This is a genomic window from Nostoc sp. DSM 114167 (assembly GCF_052692655.1).
On the sequence record NZ_CP195116.1, the window covers coordinates 3,108,208 to 3,128,257 of the forward strand.

A 20,050-nucleotide genomic window follows, 5' to 3' on the forward strand; every position below is an offset into this window, starting at 1 on the left:
CAATTAACACTTGTAACTTACTAATTAACTGTTATAACTAATTGTATACATCAACTCTTGTATGTACTAGCTTTATCATTTACTAGAAAAAAGATTTTCTAGCAGATATAAAAGTCAATTACTAGTGAAGTCTACAAGCAAATTAGACAGTTTTGATGGGCTAAAATTATTAGCCCAAACTTTAGTTTGTAGTCAAGTACAAGATGCAAAAATCGTAAATAATTAAGGGAGTCATCTTGTGGACAAAAGAAGAGAAAATGGGGGAATAGTTTCAAAAGCTATTTCGTTTTTGTTAAATCGTATAACTTTGATTGCGCTTGCAGTTACTCTTGTGCTGTTTGTTGGAGGTAAGTTTGAGGTAGCAAGTGCAACTCAACCTAATGCAGAATTAGAAATTCAAAAATTAACATCGTGTTACGCTCTGGGAACTGACGCTATTGGTAGAGGAAATCTCCAAGAAGGAAAGAATATTTATCGGGATTGTTTTACTCAAGATTCAGTCCTCACTGCTATTTTTCCTGATGGGGCAACTCAAACAAATTATGGGACAGATTCTTGGGCAGATTTTGTCTATTCAGTATTCCAAGGAAATGGTTATACAGCTACTCAACACTTGATGGGTACGATAAACATTTCAATTCAAAATAATCAAGCAACGATGACTTCTTATCTCCATGCGACTCACAAACGCTCGGAAACCAGCATTGATGTAGCTAATGGCACTTATGAAGATCAAGTCGTCAATAGAAATGGACGCTGGAAAATTCGTAATCGTACCCTTAAACTCATCGATTTCTTAAATCTCAGTTCGCCAACTACTGCTTCTTCAAGCACTAATGCTCGAAGTGCTAATTCCTCAGCTACCTTTGTCAGACCAAATATACCTCGTTTAAAAGAATAATTATTGAGATTGGAATAACACTAATACGGGTTGGATAAGTATTCTTTACCTCCCTGATGGCTGAAAAAAGGGGTGAATTAAAACATTCACGCCCTTTTTTATTTGCCACTTGAGTAAAATATAGTGCAAGATAAACAACCTTTGCAGTCAGTCTTTATTCTGCTTGATATATGAATAGAGAAGTTCGCGATCGCTCCCAGGATTTACAATTAAACATGGACTATTTCCGTAACTTCCATTACTGACAATAACTACAGTAATGCCCATCCGGGGACAAACTCCTAAACAACTGGTGCTAACTACCCGAAAATCACCCCATAATCCCTCAAACTTTAAACGAGATTTCAACCAATTCTCTAAATCTTCAAAAGCGGTTGAGCCTAACTGCTCGTTTGCACATTGCGAACACACAAGCACTAAACCAGATTTCCATCGGGGAGAAACAGTTGGAATAGAAGTTTCTAATCGAGAATTTATTAGGGGCGATGGTTGCTGAGAATTGGATGCAAACCTCTTGAGGATACGTTTGAGTAATGCTTTAATACGCTGTAGGAATTTTTTCATGGACTACCCTATTTATTTCTCTGACAAGATAGTGTAAATTTCCTGTTTAGTCTGTTCTGTTAGAACGCCCAAGAAATGCTAGTCTATGCCAAGTCGTTTGTAGACGATGTAGAATTTTCACTTATGGACGCTAAAAGGACATGATATTACTATCTTTAATTGCAACTCAGTATTACAATCTAGGGGTTCCCACTCGCTGGGGAAAGTATATGGAATTAAAACATGACTAAGCTGATTGAATACGAAGAAGCCAGCGACGAAGTACGTGCAGTGTATGACGACATCCGCGTTACACGTCAAAATGACTACATCAATAACTTTTGGAAAGCCATAGCTAACCATCCTCCCACCCTGCAACGAACGTGGCAAGCTGTAAAGGAAGTGATGGTTAGCCCTGGTGAAATCGATCCACTGATGCGCGAACTGATTTATATTGCCGTGAGTGCGACGAATGGCTGTGAGTATTGCATCGCCTCGCACACAGCGGCAGCGCGTGCCAAGGGTATGAATGATACTATGTTCGGGGAACTAATGGCGATCGCAGCTACTGCTAATATGACCAATCGCCTCGCCAATGGCTATCAAATTCCGGTGGACGAGAAATTCAAGACGTAGGAATTTAGCCTTGTCTATCCCTACTTAAAAATAAGGTTTAGCAGAATTATTTACTATGCCCAAGGTTCAGATTAACGGGATTGATTTGTTCTACGACATTAAGGGAACGGGTGAGCCTTTGCTATTAATAGCTGGCTTTCTTTGCGATCATGCTTATTGGTCGCTGATTATGCCATCGCTGGTTTCGCAGTATCAAGTCATTCGCTTGGATAACCGAGGTATGGGGAGAAGTTCTGCTCCCAAAAACCCCTATAGTCTGAAGCAGATGGCTGGTGACGTTGCAGCATTGCTCGATCGCATCGGCATCGATCGGGTGCATTTGGCAGGTCATTCAATGGGTAGTCAAATAGCTCAAGAGCTAGTGTTAGCACACCCTAAAAAGGTAAAAAGTCTGATGCTACTCTCATCTTTGGCAAAAGGTGATGCATTATTCAACAGCATCATCGAGACTTGGGGCGAACTTCCTAGTCATGTAGACTTAAAACTTTATGAAAAAGTCATATTGCCCTGGATATTTACAGATACCTTCTACTCAATTCCTGACACGATCGAAGGTCTGATTGAATTTGCGATCAGATATCCTTTCCCGCCTGCAACTCATTCACTTTATCATCACAGCCAAGCCATCCTTAACAGTGACACAATAGACCGCCTCCAAGAAATTCATTGTCCTACCTTAGTTATGGTTGGAAAACAAGATATTCTCACTCCGCTAAAGTTTTCTCAACAACTTGCTCAAGGTATTCCCAATGCTGAACTTGTAGTCATTGAACGTGGTGGTCACGGCTTCTTGATTGAGTCGCCGGATGCTGTAGTTTCAGCCATGCTCAATTTTTTAGGGAAGTTTAAGCCAACTTATAGCAATTTTGGATTTTAGATTTTGGATTTTAGATTACTTCCTAAAACCTTGTTTCGAGAATCTCAAATAATACTAACTAAGAGATTTTACCAAATCCACCACCGCCAGGAGTTTCTATTACAAAAACATCCCCAGTTTTCATTTCTACTGTTGCTGTGCTGTCTAAATTCTCTTCAATTCCATTCTGACGTTGTATCCAGTTTCGTCCTACTTTTCCTGCCTCCCCATCATTTAATCCAAAGGGGGGAATAACTCGATGACCAGAGAGAATATTAGCTGTCATCGGCTCAAGAAATCGAATGCGGCGGACAACTCCATTACCACCCGAATATTTTCCTTTGCCACCGCTATCGGGACGAAGACTAAAGCTTTCTAAAAGTACAGGATAACGAGTTTCTAGAACTTCTGGATCGGTCAAACGAGAGTTAGTCATGTGAGAATGAACACCATCAGTGCCATCAAAATTAATCCCCGCGCCAGAGCCGCCGCAGATAGTTTCATAATATTGATATTGCTCATTACCAAAAGTAAAATTATTCATCGTTCCTTGAGAAGCAGCCATAACACCCAAAGCACCATATAAAGCATCCACAATAGTTTGAGAAGTTTCGACATTACCCGCGACTACTGCGGCTGGATAGGTTGGGTTGAGCATACAGCCAACTGGGATAATAATTTCTAAAGGATTAAGACACCCGGCATTGAGAGGAATATTATTATCAACTAAAGTACGAAAGACATATAAGACTGCTGCTTGAGTTACAGCTTTAGGAGCATTAAAATTACTATTTAGTTGCCAAGAAGTTCCGGTAAAATCGATGGTAGCACTGCGGTTTTTTGGGTGGATAGTTACTTTAACTTTAATTTGCGCCCCATCATCCATTTTATAAGTAAATGAGCCATCCTTGAGAACTGCGATCGCACGCCTAACAGACTCCTCAGCATTAGCTTGCACAAATGTCATATAAGCCTGAACAGTATCAATTCCATATTGTGCAACCATTTTAGAAAGTTCTTGAACTCCCCGTTCATTTGCAGCAATTTGAGCTTTAAAATCAGCGATATTTTGATCGGGGTTCCGAGCAGGATAAGTATGATTTGCAAGGTGCTGTCTGACTGCGGTTTCTCGAAAATTTCCCTCTTCAACCAAGAGGAAATTATCAAAAAGAATTCCTTCTTCTTCTACTGTGGTACTGTGTGGAGGCATAGAACCGGGAGTAATTCCACCAATATCTGCTTGATGTCCGCGAGAAGCAACAAAAAAGATGGGCATGGGGCATTGGGCATGGGGCATTGGGGATGGATTTTTTTCACTACTTTCTAAAAAAACAGGGGTAATTGCAGTAACATCAGGAAGGTGGGTTCCGCCGTTGTAGGGGTTATTAGATAGATAAACATTTCCTGGTTTTAGAGTGTTGCCTTTATCGTTAATTAAACTGCGGACACTTTCACTCATTGAGCCTAAATGTACCGGAATGTGTGGAGCATTTGCTACTAATAATCCCGATGAGTCAAAAATTGCGCAGGAGAAATCCAGCCTTTCTTTAATATTCACTGATGTGGCGGTGTTTTGCAACACAATTCCCATTTGTTCGGCGATAAATTGATAGAGATTTTTAAAGATTTCTAAGCGAACTGGATCGGGTTGAGATGTTATGTGCATTTTTAATTCCTATTTGTTGAAATTCAATGAATTAACGTGAGTTCGACGAGTGCTATTTTGACCTCTCCCCCAGCCCCTCTCCTACCAGGAGAGGGGAGTAAAAACCCTCCTTACTGGTTACTCCTCCCTCTCCTTACCCAGACGCACCCGCGTTCGCCTTTTAGAAGAGGGAGGCTGTCCGGGAGAAGTCTGTCGAACTCACGTTGATGTAAGTTGAGTTCAGCAAAGTGCAACCCAACACAAAAATTGATTCATGTTGGGTGTCACTTCACATATTATGTTCTCGACCTATAAACCTCATACATTAAGAGGCTACCTGCTACAGCAAGATTGAGAGAGTCAACCGCACCTACCATCGGAATCCGAACAAGATGCTGGCATAAGTCTCGTTGTTCTGGGGTTAGACCTTGGCGCTCCTCGCCCAGGAAAAGAAGAGTAGAATTGGGATAATTAAACTGATGAAATTCAGACATTCCATCTGGTGAAGCACCAATAACAAGACAGCGATGGTTCTGTACCCAGTGACGGAGCGCAGAAAAGCTTGTACGTACAACCTTTTGGTTAAAAAGCGAACCCATAGATGCCCGAATAACATCGGGAGCATAGGGATCTACGCTATCTTTGATAAAAATAAACCCAGCACCGCCAACTGCTTCTGATGTGCGAATCAAGGTTCCGAGGTTTCCTGGCGAGCGAACAGTTTCAAGAGCCACCCAGCACAAATTAGGTTGTGGCGAGATATCACGGAGCTTGAACCAGCGCTGACGAACTATTGCACCAACTCCAGAAGCGCGTTCGCTCAGAGAAACACGTCGAAACTGTTCGGGTGTCAGGCTGATGCAAGGAATACCAGAACGCCGAGATTGCCTAACTAACTTCCGTGCTAGAGGTGCTGTTAGCAGTTTCTCACTAAACGCGATCGCTGAAATATCAAAACCGTTGTCAATTACTTTTACAAAGTTACGCACACCTTCGATATAGAATAATCCAGAGGCGTTACGATGTGCGCGGTCAAATTGGAGCCTTTTAACTTCGGTTAGCGTAGCCTCAACATCTAACCGTTCATGGCTGGAACTATTAACACCAGCCATCCTCCTTGAGCAGAGCTACTTGGCTCTCTACATACAAAACTTGAATTAGCATGAAATATTGCGGAAACTTTACCGCAGACATCAACTTCACTGCGATCTATATTACCATGTATTCTTTATATTTTTAACATTCCCAGTCATAGATAATATCGCTAAAGTCTAATTTTTTAAGGTCATCTTTTAAAATGTGAAAATTACATACATCGGCTATCCAGTTAATACTTAACACCTCATTAGATTCCCTAATCATTTGAAACAAAAGAATTTCTGTGTCTTGCTCAATTGCATATCGTAAAAATTCTGTCGTTTTTTCTTCCGGATGAACAGTATAAATTAATTTTGTTCTAATAGAATCTGGATAACCACCTATCTTACTACGCCAAGAATATGATAGATTTATATACTCGTCCAATATTCCTTCATTCGTATTTAATAGTTCAAAATAATCATCCCCAACAATTTCATTGATGCCACTGTGACTTATTGGTGCATATTTTTGAGTAAAATTTAAACTACAACAACCATCAATAAGATTTGTTTCTCTTTTAGGCAAAAAATCAAAGTTTGTGATTATATTTTCTACATTCAAGTCTGGTTCTTGAAAATATAAAACTCTAAATCCAGATTGGTCTGTTTGATTGTCATAGTTCAAACCATACGGAAATTCATAACTGATATAAAACTGTACGATACCCTCATTTGGGAAACCTTCCAAGAGAGGTACTTCGGCAAAATTAATCTGTGCAATAAAAAATAAATAGTCACCTTCGGAACTTTTTGGATAATCAAAACCTTTTGGTAAATAAGGCAAACCACCAAATTTACTTTGCCACCAATCTACCCGGTCATTATTTTCAATTGTGATTTCAATAAAAGGCCGTATCGTCGCTTCAATTCTGTCCCGATAAGGTTCTAGTTCTAGAGGAATGGGAATGTACGGTTTATAATTCATATACTATTCATCAATATCAATATTTGACCAACTTTTGCTATGAGGATGTATACAAAAATTTTGAAATGCTAATTTATCGCAGTATAGCATCATTCCTATTTTAGATTTACTTGCCGCCCTCATTCCTTACCTTCTAGATAACATTAAATGATTGCGTTCAGTGAGTATTGCTTTCCAATTAGGTTCAACTACAATCGTGCTAATTTTTTCGACAATAATCGCAGGCCCATTAATAGTATCTTCTGGTTGTAAATCTTCCCGTCGATAAACAGGAGCATTATGCCATCTATCAGCAGTAAACATCCTGATTGTCTCAACACATACGGGGGCTTCATCTAAAGAACGAGTACGAATAATTAAAGGTTCTTCAGGAGTATCCATTTTCTGAATTACTTCCACTGAAGCAGATTCGACAATTAAGTTTTTATCTAATTGAATGAAACCATAGCGTAATTTATGTTCACTCTCAAATTCTTGTCTCATATCTACCACATCATTGGCAAAATTAACAGTCAAGATAGAGTTAGTACCTTCGTATTTTAAGTTAGCTTTTCGGATTACTTCTACTTGAATTGGTATTTCATCTATTTCACTTCTAGCTTGAGTTTCTAAATATTCCATTAACTGCTGTAATTTAGGGATTAATGCTTGAGTTAAAGGTTGTTCAACTCCTCCTTCTCTGATTGCTCGCACATCAGCTAATCCCATTCCATAAGCAGAGAGAACTCCTGCATAAGGATGAAGAAATATCTGTTTCATTCCTAAAGTATCGGCAATTAAGCAAGCAACTTGCCCACCTGCACCGCCAAAACAACAAAGCACATATTGGCTGACATCATAACCCCGTTGCAGACTGATTTTTTTAATTGCATTCGCCATATTTTCCACTGCGATCGCCATAAATCCAGCAGCTACTTGTTCGGGAGTACAATCATTTAATGTAGCAGCTTGAATGTCTTGGGTTAATTGGGTAAATTTTTGAATAACAATATCTTTATCTAAAGGTAAATTGCCATCAATGCCAAAAACTGAAGGAAAATATTGTGGATGAATTTTACCTAACATCACATTGGCATCAGTAACCGCTAATGGCCCGCCACGCCGATAACAAGCAGGGCCAGGATTTGAACCAGCAGATTTAGGGCCGACACGATAACTAGAACCATCAAAAAAGAGAACTGAACCACCACCAGCAGCAATGGTATTAATTGCTAATACAGGAACTCGCATCCGCGCCCCAGCAATTTCTGAATCTAGTTGTCGTTCATACTCTCCTTTAAAGTGAGCAACATCTGTACTTGTCCCTCCCATATCAAAGGTAATAACTAACTCAAAACCTGCTCTTTTACTAGTTTGAACTGCACCAACAATTCCGCCAGCCGGGCCGCTTAAAATACTATCTTTGCCTTGGAATTGTTCGGCTGCGACTAAACCGCCATCAGATTTCATAAACATTAATTTGACGCTGGGTAACTGATTCGCGACTTGATTAACGTAGCGGCGCAGAATAGGAGTTAGATAAGCATCGACTACTGTTGTATCTCCTCGGCTAACCAACTTCATTAAAGGACTAACTTGATGGGATACGGATATTTGAGTAAAGCCGATTGTTTGGGCAAGCTGGGCTATTTGTTGTTCGTGTTCGGGATAGCGAGCGCTGTGCATAAAAATAATAGCGCAACTCCGAATTCCTGTATGATAAACTGCTTGCAAGTCAAAAGTGACTTGTTCAATATTTATAGGTATTAATTCATTTCCATTAGCATCATAGCGTTCGTCTATTTCAATTACCTGTTCGTAAAGCATCGTTGGTAAAATTATCTGGCGCGCGAAGATGTTAGGACGGTTTTGGTAGCCAATTCGCAGCGCATCTTTAAATCCTTTGGTGATCAGAAGAACAACCCTGTCTCCCTTTCTTTCTAACAGAGCATTTGTTGCTACTGTTGTCCCCATTTTTACTACTTCTATGGCTTCAGTAGGAATGAGTTCGTTGCTAGCAATACCCATGATATCTCGAATACCTTGGATGGCTGCATCTTCATATTGTTCGGGATTTTCTGAAAGTAGTTTGTAGACTATAATCCATTGCTGATTAGGCAGAGTCACAATTAAAAAACGTTCGGGATGTTGTGAAAGTCTATCGATAATTGCTTGATTATTAGTAACAGCAACAATATCTGTGAATGTACCACCTCGGTCAGCAAAAACCTTCAACATTACTCTGTTTCCTGTAGAATCATGAGAAATTACGCAATAGCTCTAAGGGACTTCCAATTAAAAAAATATTCCGTCGCTTAGAAGGCAGGGGAGCAGCACTTCGGCTCCTTTCGACTTCGCTCAAGGCAAGTCGCTCAGTGACCGAGAGGCAGGGGAGCAGCGGGAGAGAAAGTCGTATTGATAAGGGTGAAATGGGATAATTTATTTTCTGGAAGTCCCTAAGAGGATATTGGAAAAGTCGCGGTAGATTCAGCTTAGTACAGAATTTCATTAATTCATAGCGAATTAAATTTGGCGATATTCTGCATTGTGAATGCGGCGGCGGCTTTGTTAATACATCGGCTTGTATTGTGAATGCAGCCGCGGCCTTGTTAATGCATCGGCTTGTATTGTGAATGCGGCCGCGGCCTTGTTAATGCATCGGCTTGTATTGTGAATGCGGTCGCGGCCTTGTTAATACATCGGCTTGCATTAAAAATGCTACGCTTTTACGCAAAACTGTACCTCTAGTGGTTCTCAATTGCGTGAAATACAGACCTAACCCCCAGCCACTTCCCTGCTAGCGTTGGGGAGTAATATCGTGTCTGGTTAAAGACTTATCATTTAGAGGGCAGGGGAGCAGGGAGCTCTTAGCTGGGGGAAAGAGGGTTTCCTTTTGCACAGATGTGGGAATTATAACTAATTAGGCGGAAATGATATAAGACTTAAAGCCTCTCTCCTTTTAGGAGAGAGGTTTGGAGAGAGGTCAAAGTGTATTACATACAAACGAGAAACGCTATATTTATTTTATTTTGGTTAAAAAGTTAACCACGTCAGATGATATTGGTAATTAGATAGCTTGCTGATTTAGCGGAATTACAATTACAAATTCTGTTCCCTGCCCAGGAGCAGAAATACATTCTAATTTTCCCTGATGTTTTTGGGTGATAATCTGATGACTAATAGATAAACCTAACCCAGTACCTTTATTAACTGGTTTAGTCGTAAAAAATGGTTCAAATAATTGTTTTTGTATCTTTTCTGGAATGCCTATACCATTGTCACCAATACTAATAACTATCTGATTTTCGCTCGTGAGTTTAGTCTGAATGCGTATCTGGGGAGTAGAAAGCGCTTTTTCTCCTACTTCCCACTCACCATTTTCCACTGCCTCTTCTAAAGCATCGATCGCATTTGCCAGAAGATTCATAAATACTTGATTCAGTTGTCCAGCATAACATTCTACTAATGGCAAGTCACCATACTCTTTAATTACCTCAATTGCTAGATTGTTAGATTTAGATTTGAGGCGATGTTCCAAAATCATTAACGTATTATCTAAACCTTCATGGATATCCACAGCTTTCATTTCTGCATCATCTAACCGAGAAAAGTTTCGCAGAGATAAGACAATTTCTGTGATTCGTTCTGCACCAACTGTCATCGAAGTTAGCAAATTAGGTAAGTCTGCAATCAGAAAATCTAAGTCGATCGCTTCTATTTCTTGTTGAATTTCCTTTGGTGGATTAGGATAGTTTTTCTGGTATAATTGCAGCAATCTTAATAAATCTTGGATATATTGATTGGCATAGCCGACATTCCCAGAAATAAAATTGATTGGGTTATTGATTTCGTGCGCTACACCTGCTACTAACTGCCCCAAACTAGACATTTTTTCACTATGCACCAGTTGAGATACTAGCTGCTTTGCCTCTTGGCGCAATTGTGCTTCTGAGTATCGCAATATCTGTTCTGCTTGTTTGCGCTGGGTAATGTCGTGGAGAATCACAACATATTCCTGAAAATCCCGATGGGGTCGGTCTGAGATGGAAACTTCCAGAGTTCTGTTTTTCCCATTGCCGATGAGAATTTGTTCGCTACGCTTTGTCCACTGCTCTGGATAGTAGACTAATGCGGGTAGCCATTTGTTCAGATGATTTCCCCGCAACTCTGATGGGTTGACACCAAAGAATGATTTGGTGGCTGGGTTTGCTTGCTGGATAATACCTCGATTATCAACGACTAAAATACCATCCTGGGCGACAGTAAACAGGTGTTCGGCAGCAACTCTGGCTTCTGCGATCGCTACCACTTGCGGTAAACTTGTCCAACAAGCGATCGCTACTCCTACAAATGCCACGCTCATCAGTAGCACCACAAATATATTCTCACCGCCCGCAGTCGCTACTTTATTGAGTTTAACGCCAAATAACCAGCCAACTGCCACGGCGCTGCACAGTAAAAAAATCAGGATACTCACCTGAAGAATTACTGAATCTTTGATAATTACTACAGGGCGGGTGCGATATCGCTGCATCCACCAATCAGGATGGAAAGCCGGAAAGTTCACCCGGCGAATTACTGCATCTATGCCCATGACACCAATGGGAAATAATAGCCCAATCAACAAGTTGAGCCAACCCCAGGCAAATCCGCCCACGAACAGCACCACAACTTCTAACAGTAGAATGGCCAGAGATATGCGAGGAAATAAAACTTCCGGGCGATCGCGCCGAAGCCAAAGCCCCAGATGCAGTAACATAAAGGAGACAAACCAACCGATGTTGCCAACAGCGACGATTCGCGCCACATCTCCCCAAATCAGATAGATTAAGCACAATACCAGTGTCAATGTCAATGCTGGGACAAACACACCCCGACGTGAAACAACAGAAAATACTGGTGAAATGTGATTATCTAACGCCAATTGATACAAAATTCGCGGGCAATTAGAAACCACCGTTGCCGAACCGAGTAGACAAGCAGCTACTAACAAAAAAGAAATACTTACACCAGCTAATTTTCCCCAAAAGGGCTGGGAAGCCGCCACCAGATTCAGAAAAGCATTATCTTTGAGGTTGGGATTTGTTGCCAACCGCATGACTACCCAAGACCCTCCCAAAAAGATGGGTGGCATCATCCAGGCGGCAACGTTTAGAAACCGTAGCGTCTGGGTGGGGTGGCGGCTATCGGCGACAAAGGAAGAAGCCGTTTCACAACTGTAGGTTGCATAAGTGACGAAAAAGAACCACTTTGCCCAATCTACAAAACTCAAAGATGACCAACTGCTAGGAAAAAACCCCGGACTAACGGGAGAAAACGCTAACCAGCCAAGACCTTGGACGCAGAAGGTCATTAGCAGTGCAAAGGCTGGAATGACAAAAAACAAATGTAAAATACTCAGGGCGCGAGTCCCACTAAAAGCCACAACAAAAGGCAAGAGTGTAAAGCTAATATCCAGAAATATGTCTGGACAAGCAATACCCAACGCCTCTAAATTTACTTTAATTAAATCTTTGAGTACGATTGTATTCACTGATAGGTAAGAAACCCAGTTGAGAAGGTATCCAATTGCTGCATAGCGAGCAAGTGCTGGGTAGTTTTGCAGTAGCTTGGTAGCATAGTTAGGTGTTCCTCCTGCTACATTGATGAAATGCATACCCAAGCGTTTTACTTGATAGTTGAGCAGCATTCCAAAAATTACCGCAGGTATCCAGACAAAAATAGCTTGGGAACCTAAAGCAGCATGAATCGCTGGAACCAATGCTGTCCAAGAAATATGAGCTGTCAAACCAAAGCCCCAACTTTCAACAGCACTCAAGCTTCTAGTTAAGCGAGGGGAAGAAGATTGGCCCAATGTGGAATGAGCAAAATGGGACATGATTAGCGGTGTTCGATGGGATACTCTAATTAAGCTTATTAGCTAGAGTTCCCATCTCGTAAATCTTCTGAATAAAAACTTTCTGTCAGGAATAATACTTAAGATGTTAAACCTCGTCTACCTTGAGAACCGTAGTTTTGTAGGTTGGGTGCAGCGATAGCGTAACCCAACATAAAATTTGGTGATAATGTTGGGTTGCGTTTCACTCCACCCAACCTACAAAAATATATGTTTAAAAAAACTCTAGGTTTCAACGTAGATGAGGTTTAATACATCTATACATCAGATAAAATTCACTTTACAACAGCAGTATTTATTGCCCTCATCCCCCCACCTTTCAAGGGCAGGCTTTTAGGCTTTCGATAAATAGTTGAGAATGTTCTCAATTATTGAACGTAGTTTTAAGTTCTCAGACAATGGTTTTGGTTTTAAAATCCCAAAAATTTGTCTAATCAAAAAAACCTGCCCCAGAAAGCATCCCCCCACCCCTTCTCTTAAATTGGGAGAAGGAAAGCTAATTTCAAAGTCTCTCTCCCAAGCTTGGGAGAGGAATTTATTTTGATTCACGCAACAAGTCTATTAGATAAATTTCGAGCGTGTATCTGCCAAGGCGGGAACTTTGACTTCTGTTTCGGCTTGTAAGTCAAAGTCATACCACTCGTTACGCCATTGCAGGCGAAACTTCAGACGCGTCCAGTTGGGTGGTAGATTGGGACAGGCAACGGGGCCAAATTGAGTCATCCGAATGCCGCCAAATCCAAAAACTACTGCTTGCCATACTCCTCCAGCACTGGCGGCGTGAATTCCTTCGGCGGCGTTCAGCCTCACATCCTCTAAGTCTACCAAGGCCGATCGCAGAAAGTGTGTATAAGCTTCAGTTGGTTGATTGAGGTCGCAAGCTAAGATAGCGTTAATGGCTGGGCCTAGTGAAGAACCATAACTGTGGTCGGTGCGTTGGGTGTAATAGTTCCAGTTGGTGGCGAGAGTTTGATAGTCATAACGTTCGCGCAGTAAATACAAGAGCATCAAAACATCTGGCTGCTTGAGAATCTGCTTTTGGTTTGTAGCTTCAACTCCCAACAAACTTTGCAGAGATTTGCTGCGCGGTTCGTAATCAGCGAGGTTAACGTCTTCTAGCTGGAAAAAGCCTTCAAATTGCTCAATTAAACCTGTTTGAGCATCTTCATTGACAAATAGACGCTCTTGGATTTCCGCCCAATGGTGCAGACGCTCTGTAGTTAAGTTGAGTTTTTGCACTAGTTGGGCTGAGGTTTCAGGATAAGCTTGTTTGAGCCAATCCCACAGCGCTAAAGCTGACTGCAAATGCCACTGTACCATCAGATTGGTGAAGGCATTATTATCGACGCGATCGTGATATTCATCCGGGCCAATTACATCTAAAATGTCATAGCTGTGGCGCTCTTGGTTCCACTGCACTCGACTTTCCCAGAAAACAGCCGTATCAAGAATAATTTCTGCGCCATAATCGCGCATCCAGTCATCATCGTTGGTAGTTTGCCAGTAGTGCAAAATTGCATAAGCAATATCTGCGGTGATATGCACTTCAATGTCACCGCACCAGATACGCATTAATTCACCATTGGGAGCCGGAACCCAACGCGGAGTGACTTCATCGCCAGTAGTAGCACTTTCCCAAGCATACATCGCTCCTTGATAACCAGCTTCTTGAGCTTTGCGTCTGGCTCCTGGTAGGGTGTGGTAGCGGTAAGTGAGCAAGTTACGCGCTAGAGCTGGTTGAGTTAAGGTGAGGAAAGGTACGATGAATATTTCTGTATCCCAAAAGATATGTCCGCTATAGGCAAAACCAGAAAGAGTTTTGGCAGGAATGCTTACTCGGCTGTCGTGACGCGGTGTTACAGCTAGTAATTGAAAGAGATTGTAACGGACGCTCAATTGAGCCAAGCGATCGCCTTCTATTATAATGTCACTGTCTTGCCACACTTGCTCCCATGCAGTAATGTGAGCTGCCAATAGGGTAGTATATCTCGGTTCCTCAGCGAGTCTTTGTAAGGCGGTGGCAATGGGGATTTCTGTTTCTCGTGAAGTAAACAGGGTGACAATTTTTTCTACTGTCACCGTTTTTCCGGGATATAACTCTAAGGTAGTTGTCAAAGTGGGAGAAGTAGAAGCGTTTTCGACGTTCACGAGTGCAGTCTCGTCACCATCTACCACTAACTTAGCTGCCATCCCAAGTTGAATATTTGAGTAAAGAGTTGTACTGTTTAACCAGATAATTCGATCTATGCCACCTTGGTTTAAGGTTCGCCAATGTTTGACGCCTTGGGTATGGGGTTCGCTGTCAAATCCAGCTTCAACGGTAATTTCACCCTCAAAATCTACCGATGTAATTTGAGCGCGAATCGCCAAAACGTGCTGGTCTGCTAAACTAATGAAACGCTCGAAGTGAAAATCTAAGGTATGACCATTAGGACTACGCCACCGCACATCGCGGCTAACTAAACCTAAGCGTAAATCGAGCCGACGTTCGTAGTTGAGAATCTCACCACTGTCCATACTAAAGCGATCGCCTGCTACTTTCACCACCAATGGCAGCCAGTTGGGACAGTTTACCAATTCGGTATGAGTAATTGTCACATCATCATAAACACCGTGGATGAGTACGCCTGGAAAATCTTGGGGATATCCTTCCTCAAATGTACCCCGCACTCCTAACAACCCATTACCAAGAGTGAAAACAGTTTCTTTGTGATGTAACTGCGTCGGGTTAAACTCCGTTTCAATAACGTTCCAGTCAGTATTGTCAATTAATTGCTGATTTTGCTGAGAATTGGAAGTGGACACGTTGAGCATGAGTGATAAAACCTATGTCTTGGGGGTTGCTGTGGGCAGGATGAAGTAAAATTAGGAAGCGAATCTTTAAATGATTAGACTTCTTGCAGAAGTGGGGAAAAGGGTAAGGGGTAAAGGGGAAAGGGCTAATAAAAACCCTTTCCCCCCTCTTGCAAAAGTAACTTTTGCAAGAGGTTTATTAACTCTTTTTCTTTAACGCCTAGACTAGAAGATAATCTGAACGCTAAAAAACACGCTTCTGATAACAGTAGCGTTTCAAATTTCATCTGTCTACAGTTAGATTTCTTTAAAACTGCCAGTTATAACTCATAAATCTCAACTAGCTACGAATTGATTCGGCTTTTCATCAATTTGTTTCATATTTACAATTAACGCAAGGCGCGATGAATCCTGAAGGCAAGACGCGATGAATCGCCGTCTCTACAATAATCAGTCTTTGTGATGAACGTTAGTCATATTTTGGCTGGTAAAATCTACAGGTGCAGTTAAGTAACGTTTTGTTGTTTTAACAGAAGTGGTATATTGGCACTTGACCTGACCGAGTACAAACTATGCATAAGCCCACAGGAGAGCAAACTCGAAGTGTTGTACTCAGTAATATAGGACAGGAAGGGGGAGTGGGCAGATGAACAAAAATACTGGGCAAGGTAATGTTTTTTCCCTGTTTAAAGGCGTACCTCTAAGTCGCATTTTGGTAGCGTTGTTTGTGCTGCAAATCTTGCTAGCTGTGGGATTGACTGCATACTTATCAATCGGAAACGGGCAAAAGGCAGTCAATGAGGTAGTTAACGAATTACGTCATGAAGTTGGCAATCGAGTCGAGCAGAATTTACAAACTTACTTAGCAACTGGGCGTCAGGTACTACGCAGTAATCAAAATGCGATCGACATGGGGTTGCTGAAGATAGAAAATCTGGCAAACTGGGAGTCATACTTAATAGAGCAGTTAAAGATTTTTCCAGATGCGTTGGCAATAACTGCAAGCAATGAGCAAGAATATTTAGCGGTGGAGAAGTTCAACGATCGCCAATTTTTACTCAGAAAAGCCGATAAGTCAACTGGGTACGACCTCTACACTTACATAATTGACTCTCAAGGTGAACGTACTCAATTACCAGAGGTGATTAAAAACTATGATGCGCGATCGCGTCCTGAATATCAAACAGCAGTTACCGCCAAAAAATTCAGCTTTAGTCAGATTTTTACACCCCGCACTGAACCAACACTCTTAATTAGTGCTTCTCTTCCCATTTATAATTCCCAAGGCGAACTACTCGGAGTCAACAGCACTCTCACTCACTTATCACAAATTGGGGATTTGCTGCAAAACATCAAAGTTGGCAAATCTGGGCAAATTTTTATTATCGAGCGATCGGGGCTATTAGTTGCAAGTTCTACAAACGAAGAACCATTCCGCTTACAAAATGGTAAACCTATTAGATTAGCAGCTTCCCAAAGCGGCAATTCTTTGACTCAAGCAACCGCTAAATACTTAACAACTAAATTTAGTAACTTTGATCGAATTCAAGGTTTACAGCAACTAGATTTTTCCTGGGACGGCAAACGGCAATTTTTAGAAGTTAGACCCTTCGAGGGCGAAGCAAATGTCAATTGGTTGATAATAGTAGCTGTCCCAGAAGCAGACTTTATGGGACAAATTAATCGCAACATTCAAACTACAATTTTTCTTGGTTTAGGAGCGTTGGTGCTAGCTATTATCTTGGGAATTCTCACCGCTCGGTGGATTACTCAACCAATTTTGCACTTCAGCAAGGCGACAAAAGATTTAACTGATTTTACCAACAGTGAAAACTCAGTGGTGAAAGTACAAGGAATTCAAGAACTAGAGGTACTGGGTGGATCTTTAAATGAGGTAGCGCAGAATTTACGCAAAACCTTTATTGCACTGATGAGTAAAAATGAGGATTTAGAACTGCAAGTTAAACAGCGAACTCAAGAATTACAGCACGAGGTTGAAGAACGCATTAACAGCGAGCGAAAACAGGAACAGCATCATCAAGTACTTACAGAATTAACAAATCATAAAGCGATTTTTGAAGGAAATTTAGAAACAGCATTCAAAGCGATCGCTCAAAAAGCAGCCAATGCCTTAGAAGTAGAACGAGTCAGTGTGTGGTTATTCAATAACGAGCGCACCAAGCTACAATGCATAAGTCTTTACGAACGTAGCAATCACAAATATTCGGCAGGTTTAGAACGCAACCTTGCAGATTATTTCATCTACTTTAAAGCCCTATTAGCTTCTGGTACTATTGCCGTCTCTGACACTCGTACCGATCCACGGGTACAAGAATTATCGGATAAATTGCTCGAACCAAATAATATTGTATCCCTAATTGATACCATTCTTTGGGTTGGGGGCAAAATGGTAGGAACAGTATTGTACGAGCAAGTCGATCTTCCCCGGAAATGGGAACTGAGCGAGCAAAACTTCGTTAGAGCGATCGCGGAAATTGTCGCTCTAACTTTAGAAGTAGGCGATCGCAAACGCGCAGAATCGGCTCTACGTGAGGCTAAAGAAATCGCCGAAGTCGCAAATCGTGCTAGAAGCACCTTTTTAAGAAACATTAACCACGATCTGAGGACTCCTTTAAACTCAATTATGGGAATCACAGAGGCACTCAAAGAGCAAGTCTACGGCCCTGTAAATGAAGAACAGCGCCAGTCTTTAAATATGCTCGAATCTAGCGGTAAGAACTTACTAGAATTAATTAACCAAATCCTTGACTTTACCGACACCGAATCGAGCAAGATCGAACTGCAACTAGCTACTACTTCGATTCAAGAAATATGTGACTTCTGCTTGAGTTTTGTCAAACATTTAGCCTTCCAGAAAAATATCCGGCTGACGGCACAAATACCTGAAGAACTCGAACCCGTCCAAGTCGATGAGCGCCGCATTCGCCAAGTATTTATCAACTTATTAACTAACGCCATTAAGTTTACTAAAGAAGGAGGCGAAGTCTGGATTGAAGTCCAGCCAAGTTCCACCAATGAATATATCTTTATCAGCGTGGTAGATACTGGGATTGGGATGCTTTCCGATGACCTTTTTAAATTATTTCAACCTTTTGTCCAAGTTGAAACTGTTCCCGATCGTAGTTCTTCAGGCACAGGTTTAGGATTAGTAATGGTGCAAAAAATTGTCGAGTTGCATGGTGGAACTGTCCACGCCGAAAGTCAGTTAGGCAAAGGTAGTCGATTTACTGTGAAGCTTCCTTGGAAAAAGGCCAAGGAGTGGGGAGTCTAAGCGATGTGACGATAAGTATTAAACGGTAATCCAGTGCGCTGCTTGACATCAATCAACGATTTATACTCACCTCGTTGCTGCCTTTCAACAACAATTTGCTCTGCGATCGCACCATCTAATCCACAGGTAATCAATTCATCAGTTGAATGTGTGTTTAATCGTTTCCAAGAACAATCAGCTTCTTTTTTGTAGTTGTAGCTAAAAGTAATCAGTGGTGTAATTCGCTCTACTTGCTTTTCGGGAATTCCGGCTATTTCGATTAACTCTTCTACATGAGTAAAAACATATCCCTCATTCATCAATGATTCGATGTTATTTGCATAAACTATCGGTAGTCCTAAATAGTTAACTAGTTCATGTTTTGAGCATTCATTAATATCTACTTTTTCACGAGTGTTCGCAACTAATTTTGCTAACTCTTGTTCTTCGGGAATTGGTAAATTCTTTGGATAAGTTTTGATTAAATAAAATTTCTTGAGATAAAATGCAACGCCAATCTGAGCTATCCAGGGCGCAAATGCTAAACTACTAGCTGATAAAGCTAAAGCTAATATAGAGATGCTAATCCCTAGAACAACCCAAGTTTTAGTCTTGGATTTATAACCTGCATAGACAATCGCAAATCCCCCTAATGTTGGAATTAATGATAACCACACCCAAGCAGGAGTTTGTTGAAACCAAGATTTAGATTGTGACATCATAAATCGACTAATAATTTTAATTTACAAAGATTTCAGAAGCTTTTGGCGCTTTTCTTCATACTCTTCTGCGGTAATTATCCCAGAATCAAAAAGATTTTTTAAATCAGCTAGCGCGCTGGTTGCATCTTTTGCAGAGACGGCTCCACCTGAACTGGCGATCGCTTGATTATATTTTGTATTGAATTCGGTATCTGACATCAAAACTAAGACGAAGAATTCAACAAAAGCTATTAAAGATGGAATACAAGTCCAAAAAAACAATAAGTACAAAATACCTGCTACATTTTCTCCTAAATAAAATTTGTGGATTCCCAGCCACCCGCCAAAAAAGCAAAGTATAATTGCTGTAGATTTAGTCTTCATAACATTTACTTCCTTAATTAACTCTCATAAATATCTATTGGCATATAATCCAACCAAACTTTTTGACCTGCTTTGATTATTTATGTGCTTTGTTAGTGAATTTTGCCGTCAAAAAATAAATAACGATTATACCTAGCTGAGATTCCATTAAGACTAAATATCCTTTAACTATGTAGTTTAAATCTAGGTTGGAATTGAAATAAAAAATCAAAGAACCAATTGCTAAATATGGAATTAAACGCAACTGATGAAGTTTAAGTTTTAGTCTTTCGTTATTCAAATCGCTCATCAGTAGATAAAGTTATATTGAACAACAGTTGCCGATCGACAATTAAGCAGTTATTACAAATTTGCTTGGTTTAACAGATGTTGACTGCTATT

13 protein-coding genes are annotated in these 20,050 nt (G+C 40.9%); 4 read left to right on the forward strand and 9 right to left on the reverse strand.

Features of this window, described 5'->3' with window-relative positions; genetic code table 11:
- Positions 1-238 precede the first annotated feature (238 nt).
- Positions 239-901 (forward strand): nuclear transport factor 2 family protein, encoded by a 663-nt coding sequence (locus tag NSTC731_RS13250; RefSeq protein WP_445631211.1) that lies wholly within the window; start codon positions 239-241, stop codon positions 899-901.
- Between the two features lie 147 nt (positions 902-1,048).
- On the opposite strand, the gene NSTC731_RS13255 is transcribed toward NSTC731_RS13250, so the two are convergent.
- A complete protein-coding gene (locus tag NSTC731_RS13255) occupies positions 1,049-1,465 on the reverse strand; it encodes a hypothetical protein (protein ID WP_445631212.1) in 417 nt (138 codons plus the stop codon).
- Positions 1,466-1,687: 222 nt separating this feature from the next.
- On the opposite strand from NSTC731_RS13255, the gene NSTC731_RS13260 reads away from it, so the two are divergent.
- Both NSTC731_RS13260 and NSTC731_RS13265 read left to right on the forward strand, forming a co-directional pair.
- Complete coding sequence (locus NSTC731_RS13260; protein ID WP_292782087.1) at positions 1,688-2,080, forward strand: carboxymuconolactone decarboxylase family protein; 393 nt, start codon at positions 1,688-1,690, stop codon at positions 2,078-2,080.
- A gap of 55 nt (positions 2,081-2,135) precedes the next feature.
- Positions 2,136-2,957, forward strand: coding sequence for an alpha/beta fold hydrolase (locus tag NSTC731_RS13265; protein ID WP_445631213.1), 822 nt, complete (start codon positions 2,136-2,138; stop codon positions 2,955-2,957).
- Positions 2,958-3,015: 58 nt separating this feature from the next.
- Here NSTC731_RS13265 and NSTC731_RS13270 read toward each other — a convergent pair whose 3' ends face one another.
- From NSTC731_RS13270 to NSTC731_RS13295, 6 genes are all read right to left on the reverse strand, one after another.
- The gene (locus tag NSTC731_RS13270; protein WP_445631214.1) at positions 3,016-4,602 is read right to left on the reverse strand and encodes a hydantoinase B/oxoprolinase family protein; all 1,587 of its coding nucleotides are present in this window, start codon (positions 4,600-4,602) and stop codon (positions 3,016-3,018) included.
- A 275-nt stretch (positions 4,603-4,877) separates the two neighbouring features.
- Positions 4,878-5,693, reverse strand: a complete 816-nt coding sequence (locus tag NSTC731_RS13275) for a TrmH family RNA methyltransferase (protein WP_445631215.1) — start codon at positions 5,691-5,693, stop codon at positions 4,878-4,880.
- Positions 5,694-5,817: 124 nt separating this feature from the next.
- Positions 5,818-6,645: a YwqG family protein gene (locus NSTC731_RS13280; protein WP_445631216.1), complete on the reverse strand. Its 828-nt coding sequence runs from the start codon at positions 6,643-6,645 to the stop codon at positions 5,818-5,820.
- A gap of 126 nt (positions 6,646-6,771) precedes the next feature.
- Positions 6,772-8,862 carry a hydantoinase/oxoprolinase family protein gene (locus tag NSTC731_RS13285; protein WP_445631217.1) on the reverse strand — a complete coding sequence of 697 codons (2,091 nt, stop codon included), beginning with the start codon at positions 8,860-8,862 and terminating at the stop codon, positions 6,772-6,774.
- Between the two features lie 829 nt (positions 8,863-9,691).
- A complete protein-coding gene (locus NSTC731_RS13290) occupies positions 9,692-12,502 on the reverse strand; it encodes an ATP-binding protein (protein ID WP_445631218.1) in 2,811 nt (936 codons plus the stop codon).
- Positions 12,503-13,081: 579 nt separating this feature from the next.
- Positions 13,082-15,334, reverse strand: coding sequence for a glycoside hydrolase family 65 protein (locus NSTC731_RS13295; protein ID WP_445631219.1), 2,253 nt, complete (start codon positions 15,332-15,334; stop codon positions 13,082-13,084).
- A 625-nt stretch (positions 15,335-15,959) separates the two neighbouring features.
- On the opposite strand from NSTC731_RS13295, the gene NSTC731_RS13300 reads away from it, so the two are divergent.
- Entirely contained in the window at positions 15,960-18,605 is a 2,646-nt protein-coding gene (locus NSTC731_RS13300; RefSeq protein ID WP_445631220.1) for an ATP-binding protein, read from the forward strand.
- Here the strand turns inward: NSTC731_RS13300 and NSTC731_RS13305 are convergent.
- Both NSTC731_RS13305 and NSTC731_RS13310 read right to left on the reverse strand, forming a co-directional pair.
- The gene (locus NSTC731_RS13305; RefSeq protein WP_445631221.1) at positions 18,602-19,306 is read right to left on the reverse strand and encodes a helix-hairpin-helix domain-containing protein; all 705 of its coding nucleotides are present in this window, start codon (positions 19,304-19,306) and stop codon (positions 18,602-18,604) included. The genes NSTC731_RS13300 and NSTC731_RS13305 overlap by 4 nt on opposite strands.
- Positions 19,307-19,327: 21 nt before the next feature.
- Entirely contained in the window at positions 19,328-19,669 is a 342-nt protein-coding gene (locus NSTC731_RS13310) for an NINE protein (protein ID WP_445631222.1), read from the reverse strand.
- Positions 19,670-20,050: the final 381 nt, after the last annotated feature.

Coding starts and splice junctions, on each gene's coding strand:
- NSTC731_RS13255 (WP_445631212.1), bottom strand. CDS start 1,465: ATGAAAAAATTCCTACAGCGTATTAAAGCATTACTCAAACGTATCCTC.
- NSTC731_RS13260 (WP_292782087.1), top strand. CDS start 1,688: ATGACTAAGCTGATTGAATACGAAGAAGCCAGCGACGAAGTACGTGCA.
- NSTC731_RS13265 (WP_445631213.1), top strand. CDS start 2,136: ATGCCCAAGGTTCAGATTAACGGGATTGATTTGTTCTACGACATTAAG.
- NSTC731_RS13270 (WP_445631214.1), bottom strand. CDS start 4,602: ATGCACATAACATCTCAACCCGATCCAGTTCGCTTAGAAATCTTTAAA.
- NSTC731_RS13275 (WP_445631215.1), bottom strand. CDS start 5,693: ATGGCTGGTGTTAATAGTTCCAGCCATGAACGGTTAGATGTTGAGGCT.
- NSTC731_RS13280 (WP_445631216.1), bottom strand. CDS start 6,645: ATGAATTATAAACCGTACATTCCCATTCCTCTAGAACTAGAACCTTAT.
- NSTC731_RS13285 (WP_445631217.1), bottom strand. CDS start 8,862: ATGTTGAAGGTTTTTGCTGACCGAGGTGGTACATTCACAGATATTGTT.
- NSTC731_RS13290 (WP_445631218.1), bottom strand. CDS start 12,502: ATGTCCCATTTTGCTCATTCCACATTGGGCCAATCTTCTTCCCCTCGC.
- NSTC731_RS13295 (WP_445631219.1), bottom strand. CDS start 15,334: ATGCTCAACGTGTCCACTTCCAATTCTCAGCAAAATCAGCAATTAATT.
- NSTC731_RS13300 (WP_445631220.1), top strand. CDS start 15,960: ATGAACAAAAATACTGGGCAAGGTAATGTTTTTTCCCTGTTTAAAGGC.
- NSTC731_RS13305 (WP_445631221.1), bottom strand. CDS start 19,306: ATGATGTCACAATCTAAATCTTGGTTTCAACAAACTCCTGCTTGGGTG.
- NSTC731_RS13310 (WP_445631222.1), bottom strand. CDS start 19,669: ATGAAGACTAAATCTACAGCAATTATACTTTGCTTTTTTGGCGGGTGG.